Raw genomic sequence first — 17695 nt, forward strand, 5'->3', positions numbered from 1 at the left:
CTGTGGCCTTACAACCTGACGCAGCACCTGCACCCATCGACTGCCGCCGTTGTGACGCGGTCTGTTGCCGGCTGCCCGTGCTGCTGCAGCCCGGCGACCACGTACCTGGCCAGTTCCTGTCACGCGACACCCACGGCCGTGCCGTGATGGCGCGCAACGAGGAAGGCTGGTGCGCGGCGATCGATCCCTATCACCTGCGCTGCACGATCTATTCGCAGCGCCCGGCGATCTGCCGCCAGTTTTCGATGGGCGGCGATGACTGCCGCCGCGAGCGGCAGGACTACCTGCGCCGGGCCGATGCCTGGGCGCTTTCCTCCCCTTCCACCTGACAGGAGCAACCATGCCCCGCAAGGCAAAGACCCCCGCGAAGGCCAGCAACAGCATCCGCAGCGAACGCAAGGGCGCGGCCGCCAGCACCGTGGTCAGCAGCGATTCGATCGCTTCGGACCTGGCAGCGTTCCGCAAGGCCGGTGGCAAGATCGAAGTCCTCGGCACCACCTGGGCGCTGAAGAAAGCCAGCTGACCCAGCACTGACCGCGGCGGCGCTGCCGCCGCGGCCTGCCGGATCGCGCTCAGCGGTCCAGGCGTACCCGCACACTGCCCGAATGCGACTGGATGCGGATGTCACCGTCGCCGCCGCCCAGCCGCGTATCGAGGTGGCTGCCCGGCCCATAGCGCGGCCGCTCCACCTGCCCGGCATCGCTGTTGATCGACCCGCTGAAGCTGTTCACCGACAGCTGTGCCGACACCGTGCGCGGCAGGCTCAGCGTGACCGAGGCACTGACCGATTCCACATTGATGCGGCCACCGGGCGCCAATCCGGCTGCTGCCAGATCGATGCTGCCCGAGACGGTCTCCACCGCCAGCCGCTGCACGCGCCCGGCGTCCACCTCGACCCGGCCGGACACCGTCTGCGCACCGATATCACCGGATACCCCGCCGCCGGCCTCGATCCGGCCACTGACCGTGTTCACGTCCAGCTTGGGCGTCTGCAGGCGTGCACTGACGCTGCCACTGACCGTGTTGAGCTTGCTGTCGCCACTGCGGCCAGCTGCGCTCAGGCTGCCGCTGACCGTGTCGGCCTGCAGCCGTCGCACATCGATGCCACTGATGTCCTGGCTGGCGCTGACCGTGCTCAGCAGCAGCTCCACCGAGCGCGGCACATTCAGCACCAGAGTTGCACCGCCGTTGTTGCTGCGGCGCGGATATTCGATCTCCCAGCGCACACGGTTGGCACTTTTCTCCTGGCGCAGCTGCAGGCCGTCGCTGAGCGTGCCGGTGAGCTGCACGTCATTGCGGCCCCAGCCACGCACGGTCACCTTGCCGGCCACGTTGCTCAGCTCGATGCGACCGCCCGCGGCCAGGGTGTGGCGCTCGTCGATGCGGGTGTCGGCCAGCGCTATGGCAGGGGCCAGCAGCAGGGCGACACAGCAGGAAATCAGGGTTCGGGTCATGGGGGTCTCCTCAGGTCGTCAAGCCGGACTCGGCGGCATAGGCCGCCTGCCGGGTCAGTTCCAGCCGCAGCGCATAGGTGCGCTTGAGCTGGCCAAGCAGGTGCGGCGCACGCGGGTCCTGCGCCAGGGCGGCACGGATCTGCGCCGCGCTTTCATCCAGTTCATGCAGGGCCGGCTGCCATTCCGGCGCCCGTCCATCGGGCAGCGAAGCAACGGCCTGCTGGTACTGCTCGGTCATCGCCGCCGCCTGCAGCTGCAGTGCTGAAGGTACCGGTACCTCCGGCTGCGCATGGCGCCACGGCGCCACGGCGTAGACCGCCAGGCTGGCCGCCAACGCCGCACCCACCGGCAACCACCAACGCCGACGCGAACGGATCGGCAGGGCCACCACGTTGTCGCCCGGTGCAGGTGCCGCCTGCGGCCCACGCGGCGGCAACTGGGCCGAAAGGCGTGCCCAGCCATCGGTAGGTACGTCGCGCTCGCTTGGCAGCGCGCGTAGCCGTGCCAGTAGATCGTGGTCGGAATCGTGGTCGTGTGTATTCATGTCATGTCTCCCAGCCGTGCGCGCAACAGGCCGCGCGCACGATGCAACTGTGCCTTGGAACTGCCGACGGCCATCTGCAGCTGTTCGGCGATTTCCTGGTGTTTCCAGCCTTCGATGTCGTGCAGTACCAGTACCGCACGTGCCCGTGGCGGCAGCGTCGACAGCGCCCGTTCGAGGTCGCGTTCGGTGCCGGCACAGCGGTCATGTACCGCCAGTTCCTGCAACCCTCCGTCCACTTCGTCGAGGCTGTCATGGTCCTGCCCGCCGGCACGCCCGCGCAGTTCCATCAGCGCGGCGTTGACGCCCAGCCGGTGCAGCCAGGTCGACAGGCTGCTCTCGAAACGGAAGCCCGGCAGCGCCTTCCATGCCTGCAGGAACGCTTCCTGCAGCGCGTCCTCGGCGCGTGCCTGCTGGCCGCCACACAGCCGCCACAGCACAGCGAATACCCGGGGCGCGTGGCGCCGGTACAGCAGTTCATAGGCCGCGGTGTCTCCGGCGGCAGCCGCCCGCACCAGGGCGGGTTCGTCGACGGCGTCGTTGGCGGCAGGCAGCGCGGGCATGGTGGTGTCGAGCATATCGCTTGGATGCGGCGACCCGGAAAAAGGTTTAGAGCCCATCCATGATCGATGCCATGCAACCTTTTTGATGGCTGCTTCATCCATGGAAGGTCCTTCGCGAAATTGCCGTCCAGGAGTCCTGCCATGTCCAGCCCATCCTGCGCCGCCCTGCTGGTGATCACCGCCTGCTTACTGTTGCAGGCGATGGGCCTGTCACTGCAGCTGCGTCCCGACAATGGCCGCGCCTGCCTGCAGCAGCACCGCCAGGAGCTGGTCTGCCTGGCCTGGACCCCGGCGGTCGAATCCCCCGCACGCGCCGGGTAACATCGGGGGCCGTTTCCCCCTCCGTAGTCGCCCCATGATGTTGTCGCTGAAGGATCACCTGCCCGCCTGGACTCACCCGTGGCTGAACTACGCCGGCGTCGCCGTGCAGATCGTACTGGTGCTGCTGGTTGCGTGGCTCCTGCGCGTGCTCGCCCGTCGCCTGATCCGCCGCTTCGCCGAGCACTACACGCTGCCGCCCGAAATGGTGATGGGTGCACGCCGGATCACCAGCTTCGTGGTCTATTTCAGTGCCCTGCTGTACATCCTCAGCCTGCTCGGCGCGAAGCCGTCGGTGCTGTGGACCGCCTTCACCGGCTTCGCAGCCGTGGGCGCGGTGGCCTTCTTCGCGGCGTGGAGCGTGCTGTCCAACATCTTCTGCACGCTGCTGATCTTCACCACCCGCCCGTTCCGCCTGCACGACTACATCGAGGTGCTGGAGAACGGCGAGAAGCCAGGCCTGAAGGGCCGGGTGATCGACGTGAACCTGATCTACACCACACTGCAGGAGACCGGCGACGGCCACGAGGGCACGGTGCTGCAGCTGCCGAACAATCTGTTCTTCCAGCGCACGGTGCGCCGCTGGCGTGATCCGGCGCAGGCACCCGGCGGCATCCAGGGCGATGGCTGAGGGTAGGTTTTTCTTTGCAGGGCTGCGCCCTGCACCTGCCGAAGCAACGTCAACGTCAAAGGCGGGCATTCCGTGGGTTGGCGGGCTGGGTCCGGTTGAGGGGGACGCTGCAAGTACGTCCATGTAAGCTCGGTCGCCGCATCCATGCGGCTCACGCCCCCTCAACCGGACCCACCCCGCCTTCGACAGTTTTCCGCGAGCTGTCGGAACGGCGTTCTGCTTTGGTGGGTGCCGACCGTTGGTCGGCACGAATGAATTCATTCGATATCTGACAGATGTGCCGACTAACGGTCGGCACCCGCCAACAGCGCACGGAATCTGTCAGAGGCAGGGCGGTGTGGGTGGGCAGGACCGTTGGCGCCATGGATGGCGCCATCGAGCCCCCATGGATGGGTTTACGGCGTGTCCTGACCACCCACACCGCCCCGCCATCCCACGGAATGCAGGCTTTTGACGTTGCTCTGGCTCTGGCTTCTGCAGGTGCAGGGCGCAGCCCTGCAATAAAACACCCCTTTACCTCAGCTGGCTGTCCTTGCTGCCACGCCGGTTGTAGCCGGCATGCGCCTGTTCTTCGTCGTCATGCGCCTGCTGGCACGCCACGCACAGACGTACACCAGGCACGGCCTGGCGCCGCGCCAACGGGATCGGCGCGTCGCATTCCTCACAGTGTTCCAGACCCGGGCCCTCGCGCAGCTGGCGCCGCGCGCGGGCAATCGCATCGTCGACGGTGGCGTCGATCTGGTCCTGGACCGCGCCGTCTCCCGCCCAACCGGTGGCCATGGCCATCCTCCGCAGGTGTGTCGCCTGATATGGGGACGATACACCGCGCAGTAAACGGTAGCGCCGGGCCATGACCGGCGGGCCTTCAGCAAGCTGAGCAGAAGGCAGACGGGCCGCATCAAGCCGATTGCGACTTAATCTCCTCCGTCCCCTTTTTGCTTACCAGACCAGGTCGTCGGGTACCTGGAACTGCGCGTAGTAGGCATCATCTTCGGCGTTGCCCGTGGAGATCTCGGCGGTCGAGCCCGGCTGGCCATGGTCGACAATGATCGCCTCCGGGGCGCGCTCACGCACCTTCTCGGCAGCAGCACGTGGCAGCAGGGCGTAGCCCTCGCCATTGGCGACAATGACCAGCACGCCGACCGACAGCGCCTTGCGCAGCTTGGGGTCGATCAGCAGGGTGCGGATCGCCGCGCCATCGCTGAAACGGTACTCGTCGTCGCCCTTGTGGGGCACGGCATGGGCCGTGATGATCTGCTTCGCCTGCGCCTTCTGTTCAGCCTGACGGGCCTGGGCATTGCGCTCGGCGGCCAGTGCGCGGTCGCGCTCGACCTTCTCGGCGCGGGCCCGTTCAGCCTCGCGCTGGACGTCGGCCGAGGTCGATTCGGCCTTGCCCTGCCGGGCCTTGGCCTGCGCGCTCGCGGCGGCGCTGGCCTGCGACTTCTTGGCCAGGCCGGCCTTGAGCAATTGTTCCTGCAGCGCGTTGGGCTTTGCCATGGTCGATGCGTACCGCGTGTAATCTTGGATGCTCCATTCTACCGACGCCCCGCCGCCCCTGCATGGCAGTCCTGAAGTACCTCACCGGCTATCCCGAACCCCTGGTCGCCCAGGTCAGCGACCTGCTGGCACAGGGCAAACTCGGCCCCTGGCTGCAGCAGCGCTACCCCGACCCGCACGAAGTGCGCAGCGACCGCCAGCTGTACGACTACACCCAGGACCTGAAGGACCGCTACCTGCGCAAGTCGGTGCCGCTCAACAAGGTCTGCTACGACAACACGCTGGAAGTGATCAAGCACGCGCTGGGCACCCATACCGCCATCTCCCGCGTCCACGGCGGCCGCCTCAAGGCCAGCCGCGAGATCCGCATCGCTACCGTGTTCCGCCAGGCACCGGCCGCGTTCCTGCGCATGATCGTGGTGCACGAACTGGCCCACCTGAAGGAGGCCGACCACAACAAGGCCTTCTACCAGCTGTGCCAGCACATGGAGCCGGATTACCTGCAGCTGGAGTTCGATACCCGGCTGTACCTGACCGAGCTGGCCAACCGCGGCCAGCGCTGACCGGCCGCAGCAGCTACACTGCGCGCCCCCTGCCTGACCTTTCCGCCATGGAACCGATCCGTCTCGACAAACGCCTGTCCGCTCTGCTCGGCATCCCGCGCGGCGAAGCGCGACGCTACATCGAAGGCGGCTGGGTCACGGTCAACGGCGACGTGGTGGAACAGCCGCAGCGTCCGGTCGATGACAGCGCGGTGATCGTCGTGGCAGAGCAGGCCAGCGATGAAAAGGCCGAGCGGGTCAGCATGCTGCTGCACAAGCCGGCCGGCGTTGCTGCTGAGACCCTGTGTGCGCTGGTCAGCAGTGACAGCCGCAGCGAGCTTGATGCCAGCGACATCCGTCCGCTGCAGCGACACTTCCACGGCCTGCAGCTGGCCGCCTCGCTTCCGGCCAGCGACAGCGGCCTGGTGGTGGTCAGCCAGGATCCGGCTACGCTGGCCCATCTGCAGCGCAATCTGGGCCGCACCGAACAGGAATACCTGATCGAAGTGGCCGAAGGCGGGCCCGAGCGCGGCCCGTGGCTGATGGCGCGGCTGCAGCAGGAATCGGGCGGCGCCAAGGTCAGCTGGCAGAGCGAGCAGCGCCTGCGCTTCGCGGGCAAAGGCCTGACGGCCAAGGGCCTGCGCGTGGCGGTCACCGCTGCCGGCCTGCAGGTGACGGCCGTGCGTCGGCTGCGTATTGGCCGCGTGGCACTGGGACCGCTGCCTGCGGGGCAGTGGCGTTACCTGGGCAGCGACGAACGGTTCTGACCGCGAAGTTCCTGTCATCCGCGCATGGCGTGACGTTGCCTGAAGAAGGCATCCACGCATGGCGTGGATCTACTGCCATGAATCTGTTGGCTTTCATCCACGCATGGCGTGGCTCTACCATCGGGCCATGAGCCTGCCCAAGCCCCTGTGGCGACGCCTGCTGCGCGTCGCTGCAATCATCCTCGCCGCGCTGTTGCTGCTGGTCCTGTCCGGGCTGCTGCTGGCCGACCATCTCACGCCACGGGCGCAGGGCGCACCCTCGCATGTGCTGCCACTGCAGCCGGCGCAGACCCGCATCGACCAGGAAATCGTGCCGCTGCAGGACGCACACCCCGGGCAGTCCGGCGTGGCGTTCCTCAGTGATGGCATGGATGCCTTCGCCGCACGCGCGATGATTACCACGCACGCAGGCCGCAGCCTGGACCTGCAGTACTACATCTGGCACGACGACCTGATCGGCCACCTGATGGCCAAGGCGCTGTACGACGCCGCCGAGCGCGGTGTGCGCGTGCGCATCCTGCTTGACGACATGAACGCCAAGGACAAGGACGCGCTGATGATGGCGCTCGATGCGCATCCGAACATCGAGATCCGCCTGTACAACCCGTTCCGCAACCGCAGCGGCATCGCGCGCACGCTGGAACTGGTGCAGCGCGCTTTCAGCGTGAACCACCGCATGCACAACAAGAGCTGGATCGCAGACGGCCGCATCGCGATCGTCGGTGGCCGCAACATCGGCGAGGAATACTTCAGCGCGCGCGACGATGTGAACTTCCAGGATCTGGATCTGGTGGTGGCCGGCCCCGCCGTGCAGCAGGCCAACCAGATCTTTGACGACTACTGGAACAGCAGCACGGCGATCCCGATTTCCGCACTGGCCTCGTACACCGATGCGCAGTTGCAGCGGCTGGTGCGGCAGTCGGACCTGGATACCATGCATGCCAAGGCACAGCCCTACCTGCAGCGCGTGGCCGAATCACGCGCACGGCAGCGGCCCAGCCCGGAACCGCTGCACTGGAGCGCCAACGTGCGCATCGCTTCCGATCCGCCGATGAAGCACCGCGATGACGATCGCCGCGGCTGGTTGGTCAGCCGTCTCAGCGACGAGTTGCGCAGCACGCGGCACAGTGCGCTGCTGATCTCTCCCTACTTCGTGCCCGGCAACGATGGGGTCGAGGCGCTGTCGGCGCTGGCCGCGCGCGGCGCGCAGGTCGGCGTGGTCACCAATTCACTCGCCGCCAACGACGTGGCGGCGGTACACGGCGGCTACATGGGCTACCGCGTGCCGCTGCTGAAGGCCGGCGTGCAGCTGTACGAACTGAAGGCACACGGCCAGCTGGATGCCAGCCTGTTCGGCAGCAGCGGGGCCAGCCTGCACACCAAGGCATTCGTGGTCGATGACCGTCGCGGTTTCGTCGGTTCGTTCAACCTCGACCCGCGTTCGGCCTACCTCAATACCGAAATGGGCGTGCTGTTCGACGACCCGGTGCTGGGTGCGCAATTGCGCGACGAGTACCTGCGCCTTGCCGGCCCGGAGCACAGCTGGTGGCTGGCGCTGGGTCGCGATGATGACCTGCGCTGGCTGGAGCGGCAGCCCCCGCCGCACTGGGTGGAGGCCGAACCCGGGGCCAGCCTGGGCAAGCGCTGGACCGCGCGGGTGATCAGCTGGCTGCCGGTGGAATCGCAGCTGTAGCACTCAGGGCGCAGGATCCGCTTCTTCCTGTCCAGCGTCATCGCGTGTTTCCACACTGCGCCCGTGCAGGCGCCGCCAGATCCAGCGCAGGGCATGCGGCGGCGCCGAAGGCAACTGTTCGAGCAGGGCCAGCATGCGGCTCTGGCTGGCATGTCCATGCCGGCACAGCAGGCTGGCCGCTGCGGCCGCACTGGCCAGGCGCAGGCTGTCAGCCAGCGGGCCATCCGCCTCGGGCGCCAGTGCCTGGTGCACCGGCTCGGGCAGCTCCCAGGCCGCAGCCACGCGTTGCGCCAACGGCAGCGACCACTGCTGGAGCAGCTGCAGCGCCAGCGCCGGCTCCACCGTCTCATCGCGTGCCTGCGCTTCCTGCAGCAGCTGGCGCATCACCAGTGCGGCCCCCAGCCCCTGTACCAGGCCCAGCCACTGCGCGGCGAAGGCATCGCCGAAGGTGACCGTGCGCGCATGGTCAGCGGCTGCGCGCGAAGCCAGCAGTGCGTGCTCCCAGATGATCGTGCTGAACTGCGGAAACACCTCGCACTGCACCTGCATCACCGGCTGCACCAGCACCGCGCTGATGATCTGTCGCACGCCTTCGGTACCGACCAGCGTCACCGCCCGCTGCAGGCTTTCCACTGGGCGCTCGTGCACCTTGTAGGCCGGGCTGTTGGCGATGCGCAGCAGGTTGCCGGTCAGCACCGGGTCCTGGCCGATGATCGCCGCCATCACCCGCGCCGATGCCGCATCGTCGTTGACCGTCTGGATCAGCTGCGGCAGCAGCTGCGGGCGGCGCGGCAACTGACGGGCCGCCCAGTCCCGGTCCTGCAGCGCGCGCGCCACCGCCTCACCCAGCCCCGCGGCCTGCACCGGCGTGGATTCACCGGCCAGGCGCGGGTACAGGGCCAGCGCATGCAGGCCGCGCTGCAGATGTGCAGCGATCTCGGCCGAAGGCAGCGCCTCACCCTGCAGGCTGGCCGCAGCCGCCGCCACCGCCTGCCGCGACACCGCCGCCAACCGGGACGGCGCGGCCCCGGTCGAGCGCGCCAGCCAGCCGCGCAGCGATCGCCACCAGGCCGGCGTCATCGCCGCCCGCCCTGTCGTTGTGGTGCCCTTGCCGTCACTGACCGCCCTGCCTCTTCACGCGAATCCGGCCACCCGCCGTCGTCGCAGCATCGGCCGCACTTTCATCTTCTTTAACCGGAAGGCCGCCGATGTCGACGGCACCGGCCGGGGGAATGGACTAGAATGGCGCCGCGCGACCCGTCCCCCTGCACCGACGACGTCGCTTTTTTTGTTTTGGGACCCTACCGTTCACTGGCCGTTCGCTGCAGTTCGCCGCTGATCGCGCCATCGGAGACGCCATGCTATTCGAAACCCTCGCCACCACCGGCCACGAACAGGTGGTGTTCTGCCACAACCACGACGCCGGCCTGAAGGCGATCATCGCCATCCACAACACCACCCTTGGCCCGGCCCTGGGCGGCGTGCGCATGCGCCCCTACGCCAGCACCGACGAGGCGCTGGCCGATGCGCTGCGGCTGAGCCGGACGATGACCTACAAGAATGCACTGGCCGGCCTCAACGTAGGTGGCGGCAAGGCGGTGATCATCGGCGACCCCAAAGTGGACAAGACCGAGGTGCTGTTCCGTGCCTTCGGCCGCTATGTCGATTCCCTGGGCGGGCGCTACATCACTGCCGAGGACGTCGGCACCGACGTCAACGACATGGAGAACATCTACCTGGAAAGCCAGTTCGTGACCGGCGTGCACCAGGTCCATGGTGGCTCCGGCGACCCGGCGCCTTTCACGGCCTACGGTGCGCTGCAGGCACTGATGGCATCGATGCGCTTCAAGTTCGGCCATGAGGAAGTGGGCAAGACCAGCATCGCAGTGCAGGGCCTGGGCCACATCGGCATGGAACTGGTGAAGCTGCTGCGCGACCGCGGCGCCAAGCTCTACGTCACCGACCTGGACAGCGCGCTGGTTGATCGCGCGGTCAGCGATTTCGGCGCCGAAGCAGTCAAGCCGGACGAGATCCACGAGGTGAACGCCGACGTGTTCGCACCGTGCGCGCTGGAAGGCGCGATCAACGCCGACACCCTGCCGCGGATCAAGGCGAAGATCATCTGCGGCACCGCCAACAACCAGCTGTCGAGCCTGGAGATCGGCGACGAGCTGCATGCGCGCGGCATCCTGTATGCACCGGACTATGCGGTCAATGCCGGTGGCGTGATGAACGTGTCGCTGGAGATCGACGGTTACAACCGCGAACGCGCGATGCGCCTGATCCGCAGCATCTACCACAACCTCACCCGCATCTTCGAACTGTCGCAGCGCGAGAACATCGCGCCGCAGCGTGCCGCCGACCGCATCGCCGAGAGCCGCATCCTGTCGATCGGCAAGCTGAAGATGCCGCTGGGCCGCAGCACCCCGCGCCTGGGCAACCTGCGCGGCGGCTGAGCCAGCCGACGTCGCGCCGGGCAGGACCCGGCGCGACCTGTCCTTCAGAAGCCGGTGCTGTAGCGCAGGGCTGCCTGCCGCGCACCTTCGCCACCGACGCGCTGGTCGAAGCCCAGGCTCAGGCGGCCAGTGCGGCCCCACCACGATTCCAGCGCCACGCCGATCAGCGCACTGCCGCGCGGCGCGTTCCAGCCCGCCAGCGGTGCCCAGGCATCGACGCCGACGAAACTGGCCTGCCAGTCCGCATCCGCACCATCAAGCCGTTGCTGCCATTCGGCATGCCCACGCAGCGTCCAACGCCCCCAGCCACGCTCGCCGCGGATACCGGCCAGCATCTGGCTGCGCTGCACGCGATTGGCATCACCCCGCAGGCCGAAACCGAAGCCGCCGAGCTCATTGAAGGCGTCGGTATCCACGCGCGTGGTGCTGGCGCCGACGTAGGGCGTCAATGACGCGCCTGCACGCCCCAGCCGGTACCCGCCCTCCACGCTGGCACTGCTGAAACGGCCGCCATACCGCGCAGAGACGCCATAGGCGCCCGCACCGAGCAGCAGCTGACGATCCAGCGCGCGGGTGAACTGGCCGCTGCCGACCTGGGCCAGCGCGTAGCCACGCCCCAGATTCCAGCCCGCGTACAGCTGCGCCTGCGCCTGGCGATCACGCCCACGATCGCCGCCGAAACTGCTGCCACCATTACTTCGGGTCTCGCCAAACGCCACGCCCATCAGACCGTTGCTGCCCAGTGGCAGATCCTGGCCGGCCATCCAGCCCCGGCTGTCGGCGGCGTTGCCGGCGAAGCTGCCCTGCCCCGCCTCACCCAGCGCGCTCTGCCAGCTCCCGCGCAGGCGCGGTGCGGCCTGTACACGATCGAAGCGCTCGGCGATCGCACGCCGCGACATGTCGATGCTGTCGAAGGTCGCCGCTTCGGCACGGGCGTGCGCTTGACCGGACAGGCTCTGCAGGCTGGCGGCCAGGCCCTGCGGGCCACCGCCGGTCCACTGCAAGGCGCCGGCCGCTGCACCAAAGGCCGATCCCTGCAGCCCTGCGTTTCTGTCGAGTGCTGCGAATGCACCTTCCAGGCGCTGTGCTGCCGCCTGGGCGGACGCCCCCAGGCCGCTGGCCGCTGCGGTGACGCTGACCTGGGTCAGGTTCAACCAGGCGTTGTTGCTGTCGTAGCCGTAACTGCTCTGCAGCAACGACAGCCCCTGCAGGCCACTGGAGGTAGCCGGCGTACTGAAGGTGCCACTGAGTCCGCCTGCCGCATGGATCAGGTCCTGCCGGCTGCCGTTCTGCGGCACGTAGCCGGAAACGAAGCCATGCACGCGCACGCCACCGTCGATCGCGGCATTGCCGGTGACCTGCAGCGCATTGGCGCCCAGTGCGATCATCAGCTGTGCACCGGCCTGCTGGGTGTAGTTGCCCTCGATGGTGCCGGTGGTGTTGCCGGTGGTGAGGAACACGCTGCTGCCGTTGACCACATTGCCGATCACGCGGGGCGTGCCGCCATTGAACTGCAGGCCGGTCGAATCCGGATCGGACTGGCCGAGAATGGTCACATTGGAACGGACCACGCCACCGTTCTGCAGCGACAGGATGCCGCGTTCGATGCGGGTGGCGCCGGTGTAACTGTTGTTGCCGACCAGCACCAGGGTGCCCCCGCCCTGCTTGACCAGGCCGCCGCTGCCGACGATATCGTTGCGCCACGCCGAGCCGGTCGAAGCAAGATCCACGTTGGCGACCACATCCCCCCAGTCGAAACGGCCCGGACCGTTGATCGCACGACCGATGTCGAGCAGGCCGTAGCCGAACACCGGATCCACGCCCGGCGCGCCGATGTCCTTGGCGGTGCCCAGCAGGGTCTGCCGCACCAGATCGTTGCTGAAGTACGGGAAGCGCTCCCAGACCAGCGCCGCCGCGCCGGAAATCAAGGGCGCCGCAAATGACGTGCCGTAGTTCCAGTAGTAGCTGCCACCATTGGCATCGGGATAGACCGCGCTGCCTGGCGCCGCAAGGCAGTAGCGGGCTGCCTGGCCACAGGCATTGGCATAGCTGGCCAGCGTACCGGGCGCATACGGATCCACGGCGGTGGCCACCAGCCAGCCGCGCTCCAGATCGGCGGCCGGCAGCGTGCCGGCCACGCCCTGCTGGCTGGGCAGCGCGGCCAGGCTGCTCGGTTCGCTGCGGCCATCATTGCCCGCGGCAAACACCACCAGCCCGCCGTGGTTGATCACGAAGGGACGATACTCGGCGGCCACCTGCGCGGTGGTCGGCAGGTCGGTCCAGTACAGGCCGCCCCACGAGTTGTTCATCACCTTCACGTTGTAGCTGATCAGGTCCTGGTGGACCTGGGCCACACCCAGCGGTCCGCTGAATGCATTGCCGCGTCCGCTGCCGTCGTCGGTCGGCGGTTTGTCGGCAATGATCCGTGCCGACACGATCTGCGCCTTTGGCGCGATGCCGCCCGGCCAGGAGCCCGTTGCCGCGCCGGCGGCGAGGCTGGCCACGGCGGTGCCGTGGCCGACCACATCATCGACACCCAGATTGTTTCTGGCCGGATCGATGTAGTTGAGGTTGGCCAGCACCCGGCCATTCAATGCCACCGCATTGCGCTGCACGCCGGAATCGACGATGCCGATGCGCACGTTCTGACCGGTCAGGCCGGCAGCCTGTGCGGCGCGCGCATTGGTGACTGACAGATGCGCGTCGAAAGCCGGCTCCTGTGGTTTGACCGGGGGCGGCGTCGTCGGTGGCGGGGTAGTCGGTGGCGGCGGTGGTGGGGGTGTATCGATGCGCACGTTGCCGCCCCCGCCACCTCCACCACAGGCCGTCAGCGCCAGTGCCAGCGCGGTTGCCAGGGCAGATCTCACCGTCGTCGTGCGTTTCATCGATTCCTTCCCATGAACGTTGGCCCGCCCTTGTGCCGGCAGGCATGCGGCGCCGTCCAACGGCGGCCCTCCCCGACCCTCTATACTTGGGCCGACCCCCACGCAGTCTGCCGGGAAACCGGGGCGCTTCCAACGGCCCACGGTCTCCTTTCCGAACATTGCTTACGCATCAACGAGATTGCCATGTCCAACATCGTCATCGCCGCCGCCAAGCGCACCGCCATCGGCTCCTTCCTCGGCCAGTTCAACGGCGTGCCGACCCCGACCCTTGGCGCGGCCGCCATCGCCGCCGCCCTGGAACAGTCGGGCATCCCGGCCAGCGACGTTTCCGAAGTCCTCATGGGCTGCGTGCTGCCGGCCAATCTGGGCCAGGCGCCGGCCCGCCAGGCGGCGATCGCTGCCGGCATCCCGCTGTCAACCGGTGCCACCACGCTGAACAAGGTGTGCGGCTCGGGCATGAAGACCATCATGCTCGGCCATGACCTGATCAAGGCCGGTTCGGCCAGCATCGTGGTCGCCGGCGGCATGGAGTCGATGTCCAACGCGCCGCACATGCTGCCCAACTCGCGCACCGGCAACCGCTTCGGCAACTTCCAGGCGGTCGATCACATGGCCCACGATGGCCTGGTCAACGCATACGACGGCAAGGCGATGGGTGAATTCGCCGAATGCGCCGTGGACAAGTACCAGTTCAGCCGCGAAGAGCAGGACGCCTACGCCATCGAATCGGTCAAGCGCGCGCAGGCGGCCCAGGCCAACGGTGCGTTCGCCGATGAAATCGTCGCGGTGAAGGTCACCACCCGCAAGGGCGAGGTCGAGGTCACCACCGACGAGCAGCCCGGCCGCTCGGACATCGCCAAGATCCCGACCCTGCGCCCGGCCTTCAAGAAGGACGGCAGCGTGACCGCCGCCAGTTCCTCCAGCATCTCTGACGGCGCCGCCGCAGTGGTCCTGCTGACCGAAGAGGACGCTGCCGCGCGAGGCATCACCCCGCTGGCCCGCATCGTCGGCCACGCCACCCATTCGCAGGAACCGGAGTGGTTCACCACCGCCCCGATCGGCGCGCTGCACAAGCTGCTGGACAAGACCGGCTGGTCGCTGGACCAGGTCGATCTGTTTGAAATCAACGAAGCCTTTGCCGTGGTGGCGATGGCGCCGATGCGCGAACTGGGCATCCCGCATGAGAAGCTCAACGTGAATGGCGGTGCCTGCGCACTGGGCCATCCGATCGGTGCCTCCGGTGCACGCCTGGTGGTGACCTTGGTCAACGCCCTGCGCACGCGCGGTGGCAAGCGCGGCATTGCCACCCTGTGCATCGGCGGTGGCGAAGCAACGGCTATCGCCATCGAATTGATTTAAATGGATTTAACGATGATTTCGCAAAAATGAATGCGGGATCGCTTGACACCCAATCTTGGCTTGTCATCATGTTGTCGGCGCGCAGCATGCGCGTTGCCTAATTCTAACGACGAGGATTCACACAATGAGCATCAACAAGCTGCTGGTCGCGATGTCCCTGGCTCTGGCCCTGGCCGCCTGCTCGAAGCAGGAAGCTGCCCAGGACGCCGCTGCTTCGGCCAACGAAGCCGCCACCGAAGCCCAGGCTGCTGCCGACCAGGCCGCCGCTGCTGGCGCCCAGACCGCCGACGCTGCCCAGCAGGCCGCTGACACCGCCGCCACCGCTGCTGACGCTTCGGTTGACGCTGCTGCCCAGGCTGGCGCTGCTGCCACCGACGCCGCTGCCGGCGCCGCTGCTGACGCTGCCAAGGCTGCTGAAGGCACCGCTGAGAAGGCCAAGGACGCTGCTGAAGAAGCCAAGAAGTAATAACTTCTTTCTTCACGCTGTTCTGGAAAAGCCGCTGGTTCGCCAGCGGCTTTTTCTTTTGTCGAAATGCGCGCGACGGAGCCGCTGCATCGCGACCCCGTCTTCACAACGGCATGAATAGGCTGGCGTCCCCATCCATTGCAGTACCGGAGACCGCCATGAAGATTCGTCCGATCACCACCACCCTGCTGGCCGCCTCCCTGCTGCTGGCCCTGGCCGCCTGCAAGGGCCCGGAAGCCGAACAGGCCAAGCAGGACGCACAGCAGGCTGCCGACAGCGCAGGCGCTGCCGCCCGTGACGCCGTGGACAAGGCCGCCGAAGCCACCCGCAACGCCGCCGACAAGACCGCTGCCGCGTCCGAGCAGGCCGCCGCCGATACCCAGCAGGCGCTGGACAAGGCTGCAGACGCCACCGCGAACGCGGCCGACAAGGCCAAGGACGCCGCAACCGACGCCGCCGCACACGCCAGCGACGCGACCGCCAACGCCGCGCAGAAGGTTGCCGACAAGGCACGTGATGTCGCCAATGACGCCAAGGCCAACGCCGCCAAGGAAGAAGCCAAGCACTGAGGTGTATCGGCAGCCGAGCATCGGCTCGGCGCTACAGGAAAAGCCGCGGCACTGCCGCGGCTTTTCTGCTTTTCGCTCTCCGCTCTTTCTGTTGATTCCGTGGTGGACGGCACGGAAACCGTCCAAGGCCGCGCGGGTAGGTTGCGCAGGGGCGTAAGCGCCATGGATGGCGCGCCCGAGCCTACAAGGACGTATTCACGGCGCCCCCAGCGCAACCTAGCCGCGCGGCCCATCCATCAGTATCAGCGCCCACCACGAGGGGCACCGCCGTTGGCTATTCCCTACGGCAGCGCGCGCGCCAGCATCGCCGTCAGCTCCAGCCCCGCCGGGAGCGTCCCAAACGCCAGCCCATGCTCCCCTTCCAGCCGGCTGCGCACGAACGCCTCCGCCATCGGACTGCGCGCACGCAGCAGCAGCGCCGCCTGCAGCAGCAGCGCAGTGCGCTCGCAGAACAGCCGCGCCTGCGCTTCCTCCGGTGGCGGCGCCGCTGCCCAACGCTGCAATGACGCTCCATAGCGCGCATCACGATCAGCCACCGACGCCAGCTCACCGCGCAACGCCGCCATCGCCTCCGGCTCACGCGCCAGCGCGCGCAGCACATCCAGGCACTGGATGTTGCCGCTGCCCTCCCATATCGAATTCAACGGTGCCTGCCGGTACAGGCGCGGCAGCATCGACTCCTCCACGTAGCCCGCACCGCCCAGGCATTCCTGCGCTTCATTGACAAAGGCCGGTGCGCGCTTGCACAGCCAGTACTTGCCCAACGCCGTCCCCAACCGAGCCATCGCCGCTTCATTGGCATCCACACCGGCACGATCCACCGCGCGTGCGATGCGCATCGCCAACACCGTGGCCGCTTCCGACTCCAGCGCCAGATCAGCCAGCACGTTGGTCATCAGCGGGTGCTCGACCAGCAGTTTGCCGAAGGTGCGTCGATGGCGTGCGTGGTGCAGGGCCTGCGCCAGCGCCATGCGCATCTCTGCCGCCGCACCCAGCATGCAGTCCAGGCGGGTCATCATCACCATGCCGATGATGGTGGCCACGCCGCGCCCCTCTTCGCCCACGCGCCATGCCTGTGCGCCGCAGAACTCGACCTCGCTGGAGGCGTTGGCCCAATCGCCAAGCTTGTCCTTCAGCCGCATCAACCGGAACGCATTGCGGTCACCATCGGCCAGCCGGCGCGGCATCAGCAGGCAGGTCAGTCCTCCCGGCGCCTGCGCCAGCACCAGGAAGCCATCGCACATCGGCGCGGAAAAGAACCACTTGTGGCCGACCAGGCGGTAACGCTCGCCATCGATCGGTTCGGCGCGCGTGCTGTTGGCGCGGACATCCGAGCCGCCCTGCTTCTCCGTCATGCCCATGCCCAAGGTGATGCCGGCCTTGTCCGCCACCGGCACGTCGCGCGGGTCATAGACCGGTGCAGCGGCCTTGCGCGCCCACTCGGCCAGATGCGACTGCGAATGCAGCACCGCCACCGCCGCATGGGTCATGGTCAGCGGGCAGCTGGTGCCCGCCTCGGCCTGGTGATGCAGGTAGCTCAACACCGCACGTGCCACATGTGCGCCAGGCTGCGGCTCATGCCAGGACAATCCTGCGACGCCGTGCGATTTGGCCGTGTCCATCAACCGGTGATAGGCCGGATGGAACTCCACCGTGTCGATGCGATGGCCCTGTGCATCATGCGTGCGCAGCCGCGGACGATCACGGTTGGCATCGAAGCCGAGCCGGTACAGTTCATCACCGGCGAGTGCACCATAGACACCCAGCCGCGGCGCGAAGCTGGCGGCGCCTTCGCGCTGCACGGCTTCCATCAGCGCCACGTCGTCGGTCCACAACTGTCGCCCTGCGAACGGCGGCGGCTGGTTCAGCACCACATGGGTTTCATACGGCGCGTTGCTGCTGAAGCTGGGTCCACTCATCCGGTCCATCCTGGCGGCAAGAGGTCTGCGCCCCG

General features: G+C 67.6%; 19 protein-coding genes. 11 read left to right on the forward strand and 8 right to left on the reverse strand.

Going from position 1 to position 17695, the window contains the following annotated elements:
- Positions 1 to 77: 77 nt before the first annotated feature.
- Together ACW5IY_RS16035 and ACW5IY_RS16040 are read left to right on the forward strand one after the other, a co-directional pair.
- Positions 78 to 329, forward strand: a complete 252-nt coding sequence (locus tag ACW5IY_RS16035; RefSeq protein WP_457326794.1) for a YkgJ family cysteine cluster protein — start codon at positions 78 to 80, stop codon at positions 327 to 329.
- 11 nt (positions 330 to 340) lie between these two features.
- Entirely contained in the window at positions 341 to 523 is a 183-nt protein-coding gene (locus tag ACW5IY_RS16040; protein ID WP_005410566.1) for a hypothetical protein, read from the forward strand.
- Between the two features lie 49 nt (positions 524 to 572).
- On the opposite strand, the gene ACW5IY_RS16045 is transcribed toward ACW5IY_RS16040, so the two are convergent.
- From ACW5IY_RS16045 to ACW5IY_RS16055, 3 genes are read right to left on the reverse strand one after another with little or no spacing between them, the layout of a single operon-like run.
- On the reverse strand, positions 573 to 1454 hold the full coding sequence (locus ACW5IY_RS16045; protein WP_049434163.1) for a DUF4097 family beta strand repeat-containing protein: 882 nt from the start codon (positions 1452 to 1454) through the stop codon (positions 573 to 575).
- Between the two features lie 10 nt (positions 1455 to 1464).
- Positions 1465 to 1998 (reverse strand): hypothetical protein, encoded by a 534-nt coding sequence (locus ACW5IY_RS16050; RefSeq protein WP_049434164.1) that lies wholly within the window; start codon positions 1996 to 1998, stop codon positions 1465 to 1467.
- Positions 1995 to 2573 carry an RNA polymerase sigma factor gene (locus tag ACW5IY_RS16055; RefSeq protein ID WP_010482872.1) on the reverse strand — a complete coding sequence of 193 codons (579 nt, stop codon included), beginning with the start codon at positions 2571 to 2573 and terminating at the stop codon, positions 1995 to 1997. Before ACW5IY_RS16055 ends, ACW5IY_RS16050 begins: the two co-directional genes overlap by 4 nt.
- Positions 2574 to 2699: 126 nt before the next feature.
- Between ACW5IY_RS16055 and ACW5IY_RS16060 the strand changes: the two genes are divergently transcribed.
- Together ACW5IY_RS16060 and ACW5IY_RS16065 are read left to right on the forward strand one after the other, a co-directional pair.
- Positions 2700 to 2879, forward strand: a complete 180-nt coding sequence (locus ACW5IY_RS16060; RefSeq protein ID WP_010482869.1) for a hypothetical protein — start codon at positions 2700 to 2702, stop codon at positions 2877 to 2879.
- A 34-nt stretch (positions 2880 to 2913) separates the two neighbouring features.
- Complete coding sequence (locus ACW5IY_RS16065; protein WP_010482867.1) at positions 2914 to 3507, forward strand: mechanosensitive ion channel family protein; 594 nt, start codon at positions 2914 to 2916, stop codon at positions 3505 to 3507.
- A 513-nt stretch (positions 3508 to 4020) separates the two neighbouring features.
- On the opposite strand, the gene ACW5IY_RS16070 is transcribed toward ACW5IY_RS16065, so the two are convergent.
- Positions 4021 to 4287, reverse strand: coding sequence for a DksA/TraR family C4-type zinc finger protein (locus ACW5IY_RS16070; RefSeq protein WP_010482865.1), 267 nt, complete (start codon positions 4285 to 4287; stop codon positions 4021 to 4023).
- Positions 4288 to 4446: 159 nt separating this feature from the next.
- Positions 4447 to 5004, reverse strand: coding sequence for a DUF2058 domain-containing protein (locus tag ACW5IY_RS16075; protein ID WP_019338831.1), 558 nt, complete (start codon positions 5002 to 5004; stop codon positions 4447 to 4449).
- A 62-nt stretch (positions 5005 to 5066) separates the two neighbouring features.
- Here ACW5IY_RS16075 and ACW5IY_RS16080 point away from each other — a divergent pair, with 62 nt between their 5' ends.
- From ACW5IY_RS16080 to ACW5IY_RS16090, 3 genes are all read left to right on the forward strand, one after another.
- Positions 5067 to 5567, forward strand: a complete 501-nt coding sequence (locus ACW5IY_RS16080; protein WP_010482861.1) for a M48 metallopeptidase family protein — start codon at positions 5067 to 5069, stop codon at positions 5565 to 5567.
- Between the two features lie 47 nt (positions 5568 to 5614).
- Positions 5615 to 6313 carry an RNA pseudouridine synthase gene (locus tag ACW5IY_RS16085; protein WP_010482859.1) on the forward strand — a complete coding sequence of 233 codons (699 nt, stop codon included), beginning with the start codon at positions 5615 to 5617 and terminating at the stop codon, positions 6311 to 6313.
- A gap of 103 nt (positions 6314 to 6416) precedes the next feature.
- Positions 6417 to 8006: a phospholipase D family protein gene (locus tag ACW5IY_RS16090; RefSeq protein WP_049436438.1), complete on the forward strand. Its 1590-nt coding sequence runs from the start codon at positions 6417 to 6419 to the stop codon at positions 8004 to 8006.
- A gap of 3 nt (positions 8007 to 8009) precedes the next feature.
- Here the strand turns inward: ACW5IY_RS16090 and ACW5IY_RS16095 are convergent, their stop codons facing one another.
- Positions 8010 to 9086: an HDOD domain-containing protein gene (locus ACW5IY_RS16095; RefSeq protein WP_049436439.1), complete on the reverse strand. Its 1077-nt coding sequence runs from the start codon at positions 9084 to 9086 to the stop codon at positions 8010 to 8012.
- Positions 9087 to 9364: 278 nt separating this feature from the next.
- Here ACW5IY_RS16095 and ACW5IY_RS16100 point away from each other — a divergent pair, with 278 nt between their 5' ends.
- Positions 9365 to 10462 carry a Glu/Leu/Phe/Val dehydrogenase dimerization domain-containing protein gene (locus tag ACW5IY_RS16100; RefSeq protein ID WP_010482852.1) on the forward strand — a complete coding sequence of 366 codons (1098 nt, stop codon included), beginning with the start codon at positions 9365 to 9367 and terminating at the stop codon, positions 10460 to 10462.
- Positions 10463 to 10506: 44 nt separating this feature from the next.
- Here the strand turns inward: ACW5IY_RS16100 and ACW5IY_RS16105 are convergent, their stop codons facing one another.
- Positions 10507 to 13347, reverse strand: coding sequence for an autotransporter serine protease (locus ACW5IY_RS16105; protein ID WP_049436440.1), 2841 nt, complete (start codon positions 13345 to 13347; stop codon positions 10507 to 10509).
- A 183-nt stretch (positions 13348 to 13530) separates the two neighbouring features.
- Between ACW5IY_RS16105 and ACW5IY_RS16110 the strand changes: the two genes are divergently transcribed.
- From ACW5IY_RS16110 to ACW5IY_RS16120, 3 genes are all read left to right on the forward strand, one after another.
- Entirely contained in the window at positions 13531 to 14706 is a 1176-nt protein-coding gene (locus tag ACW5IY_RS16110; protein ID WP_049436441.1) for a thiolase family protein, read from the forward strand.
- 124 nt (positions 14707 to 14830) lie between these two features.
- Complete coding sequence (locus ACW5IY_RS16115) at positions 14831 to 15172, forward strand: hypothetical protein (RefSeq protein ID WP_004153024.1); 342 nt, start codon at positions 14831 to 14833, stop codon at positions 15170 to 15172.
- 158 nt (positions 15173 to 15330) lie between these two features.
- Positions 15331 to 15741: a hypothetical protein gene (locus ACW5IY_RS16120; RefSeq protein WP_010482846.1), complete on the forward strand. Its 411-nt coding sequence runs from the start codon at positions 15331 to 15333 to the stop codon at positions 15739 to 15741.
- Between the two features lie 281 nt (positions 15742 to 16022).
- Here ACW5IY_RS16120 and ACW5IY_RS16125 read toward each other — a convergent pair whose 3' ends face one another.
- On the reverse strand, positions 16023 to 17660 hold the full coding sequence (locus ACW5IY_RS16125) for an acyl-CoA dehydrogenase family protein (RefSeq protein WP_049436442.1): 1638 nt from the start codon (positions 17658 to 17660) through the stop codon (positions 16023 to 16025).
- Between the last annotated feature and the right edge of the window lie 35 nt (positions 17661 to 17695).

Source organism: Stenotrophomonas sp. C-A, assembly GCF_054030835.1.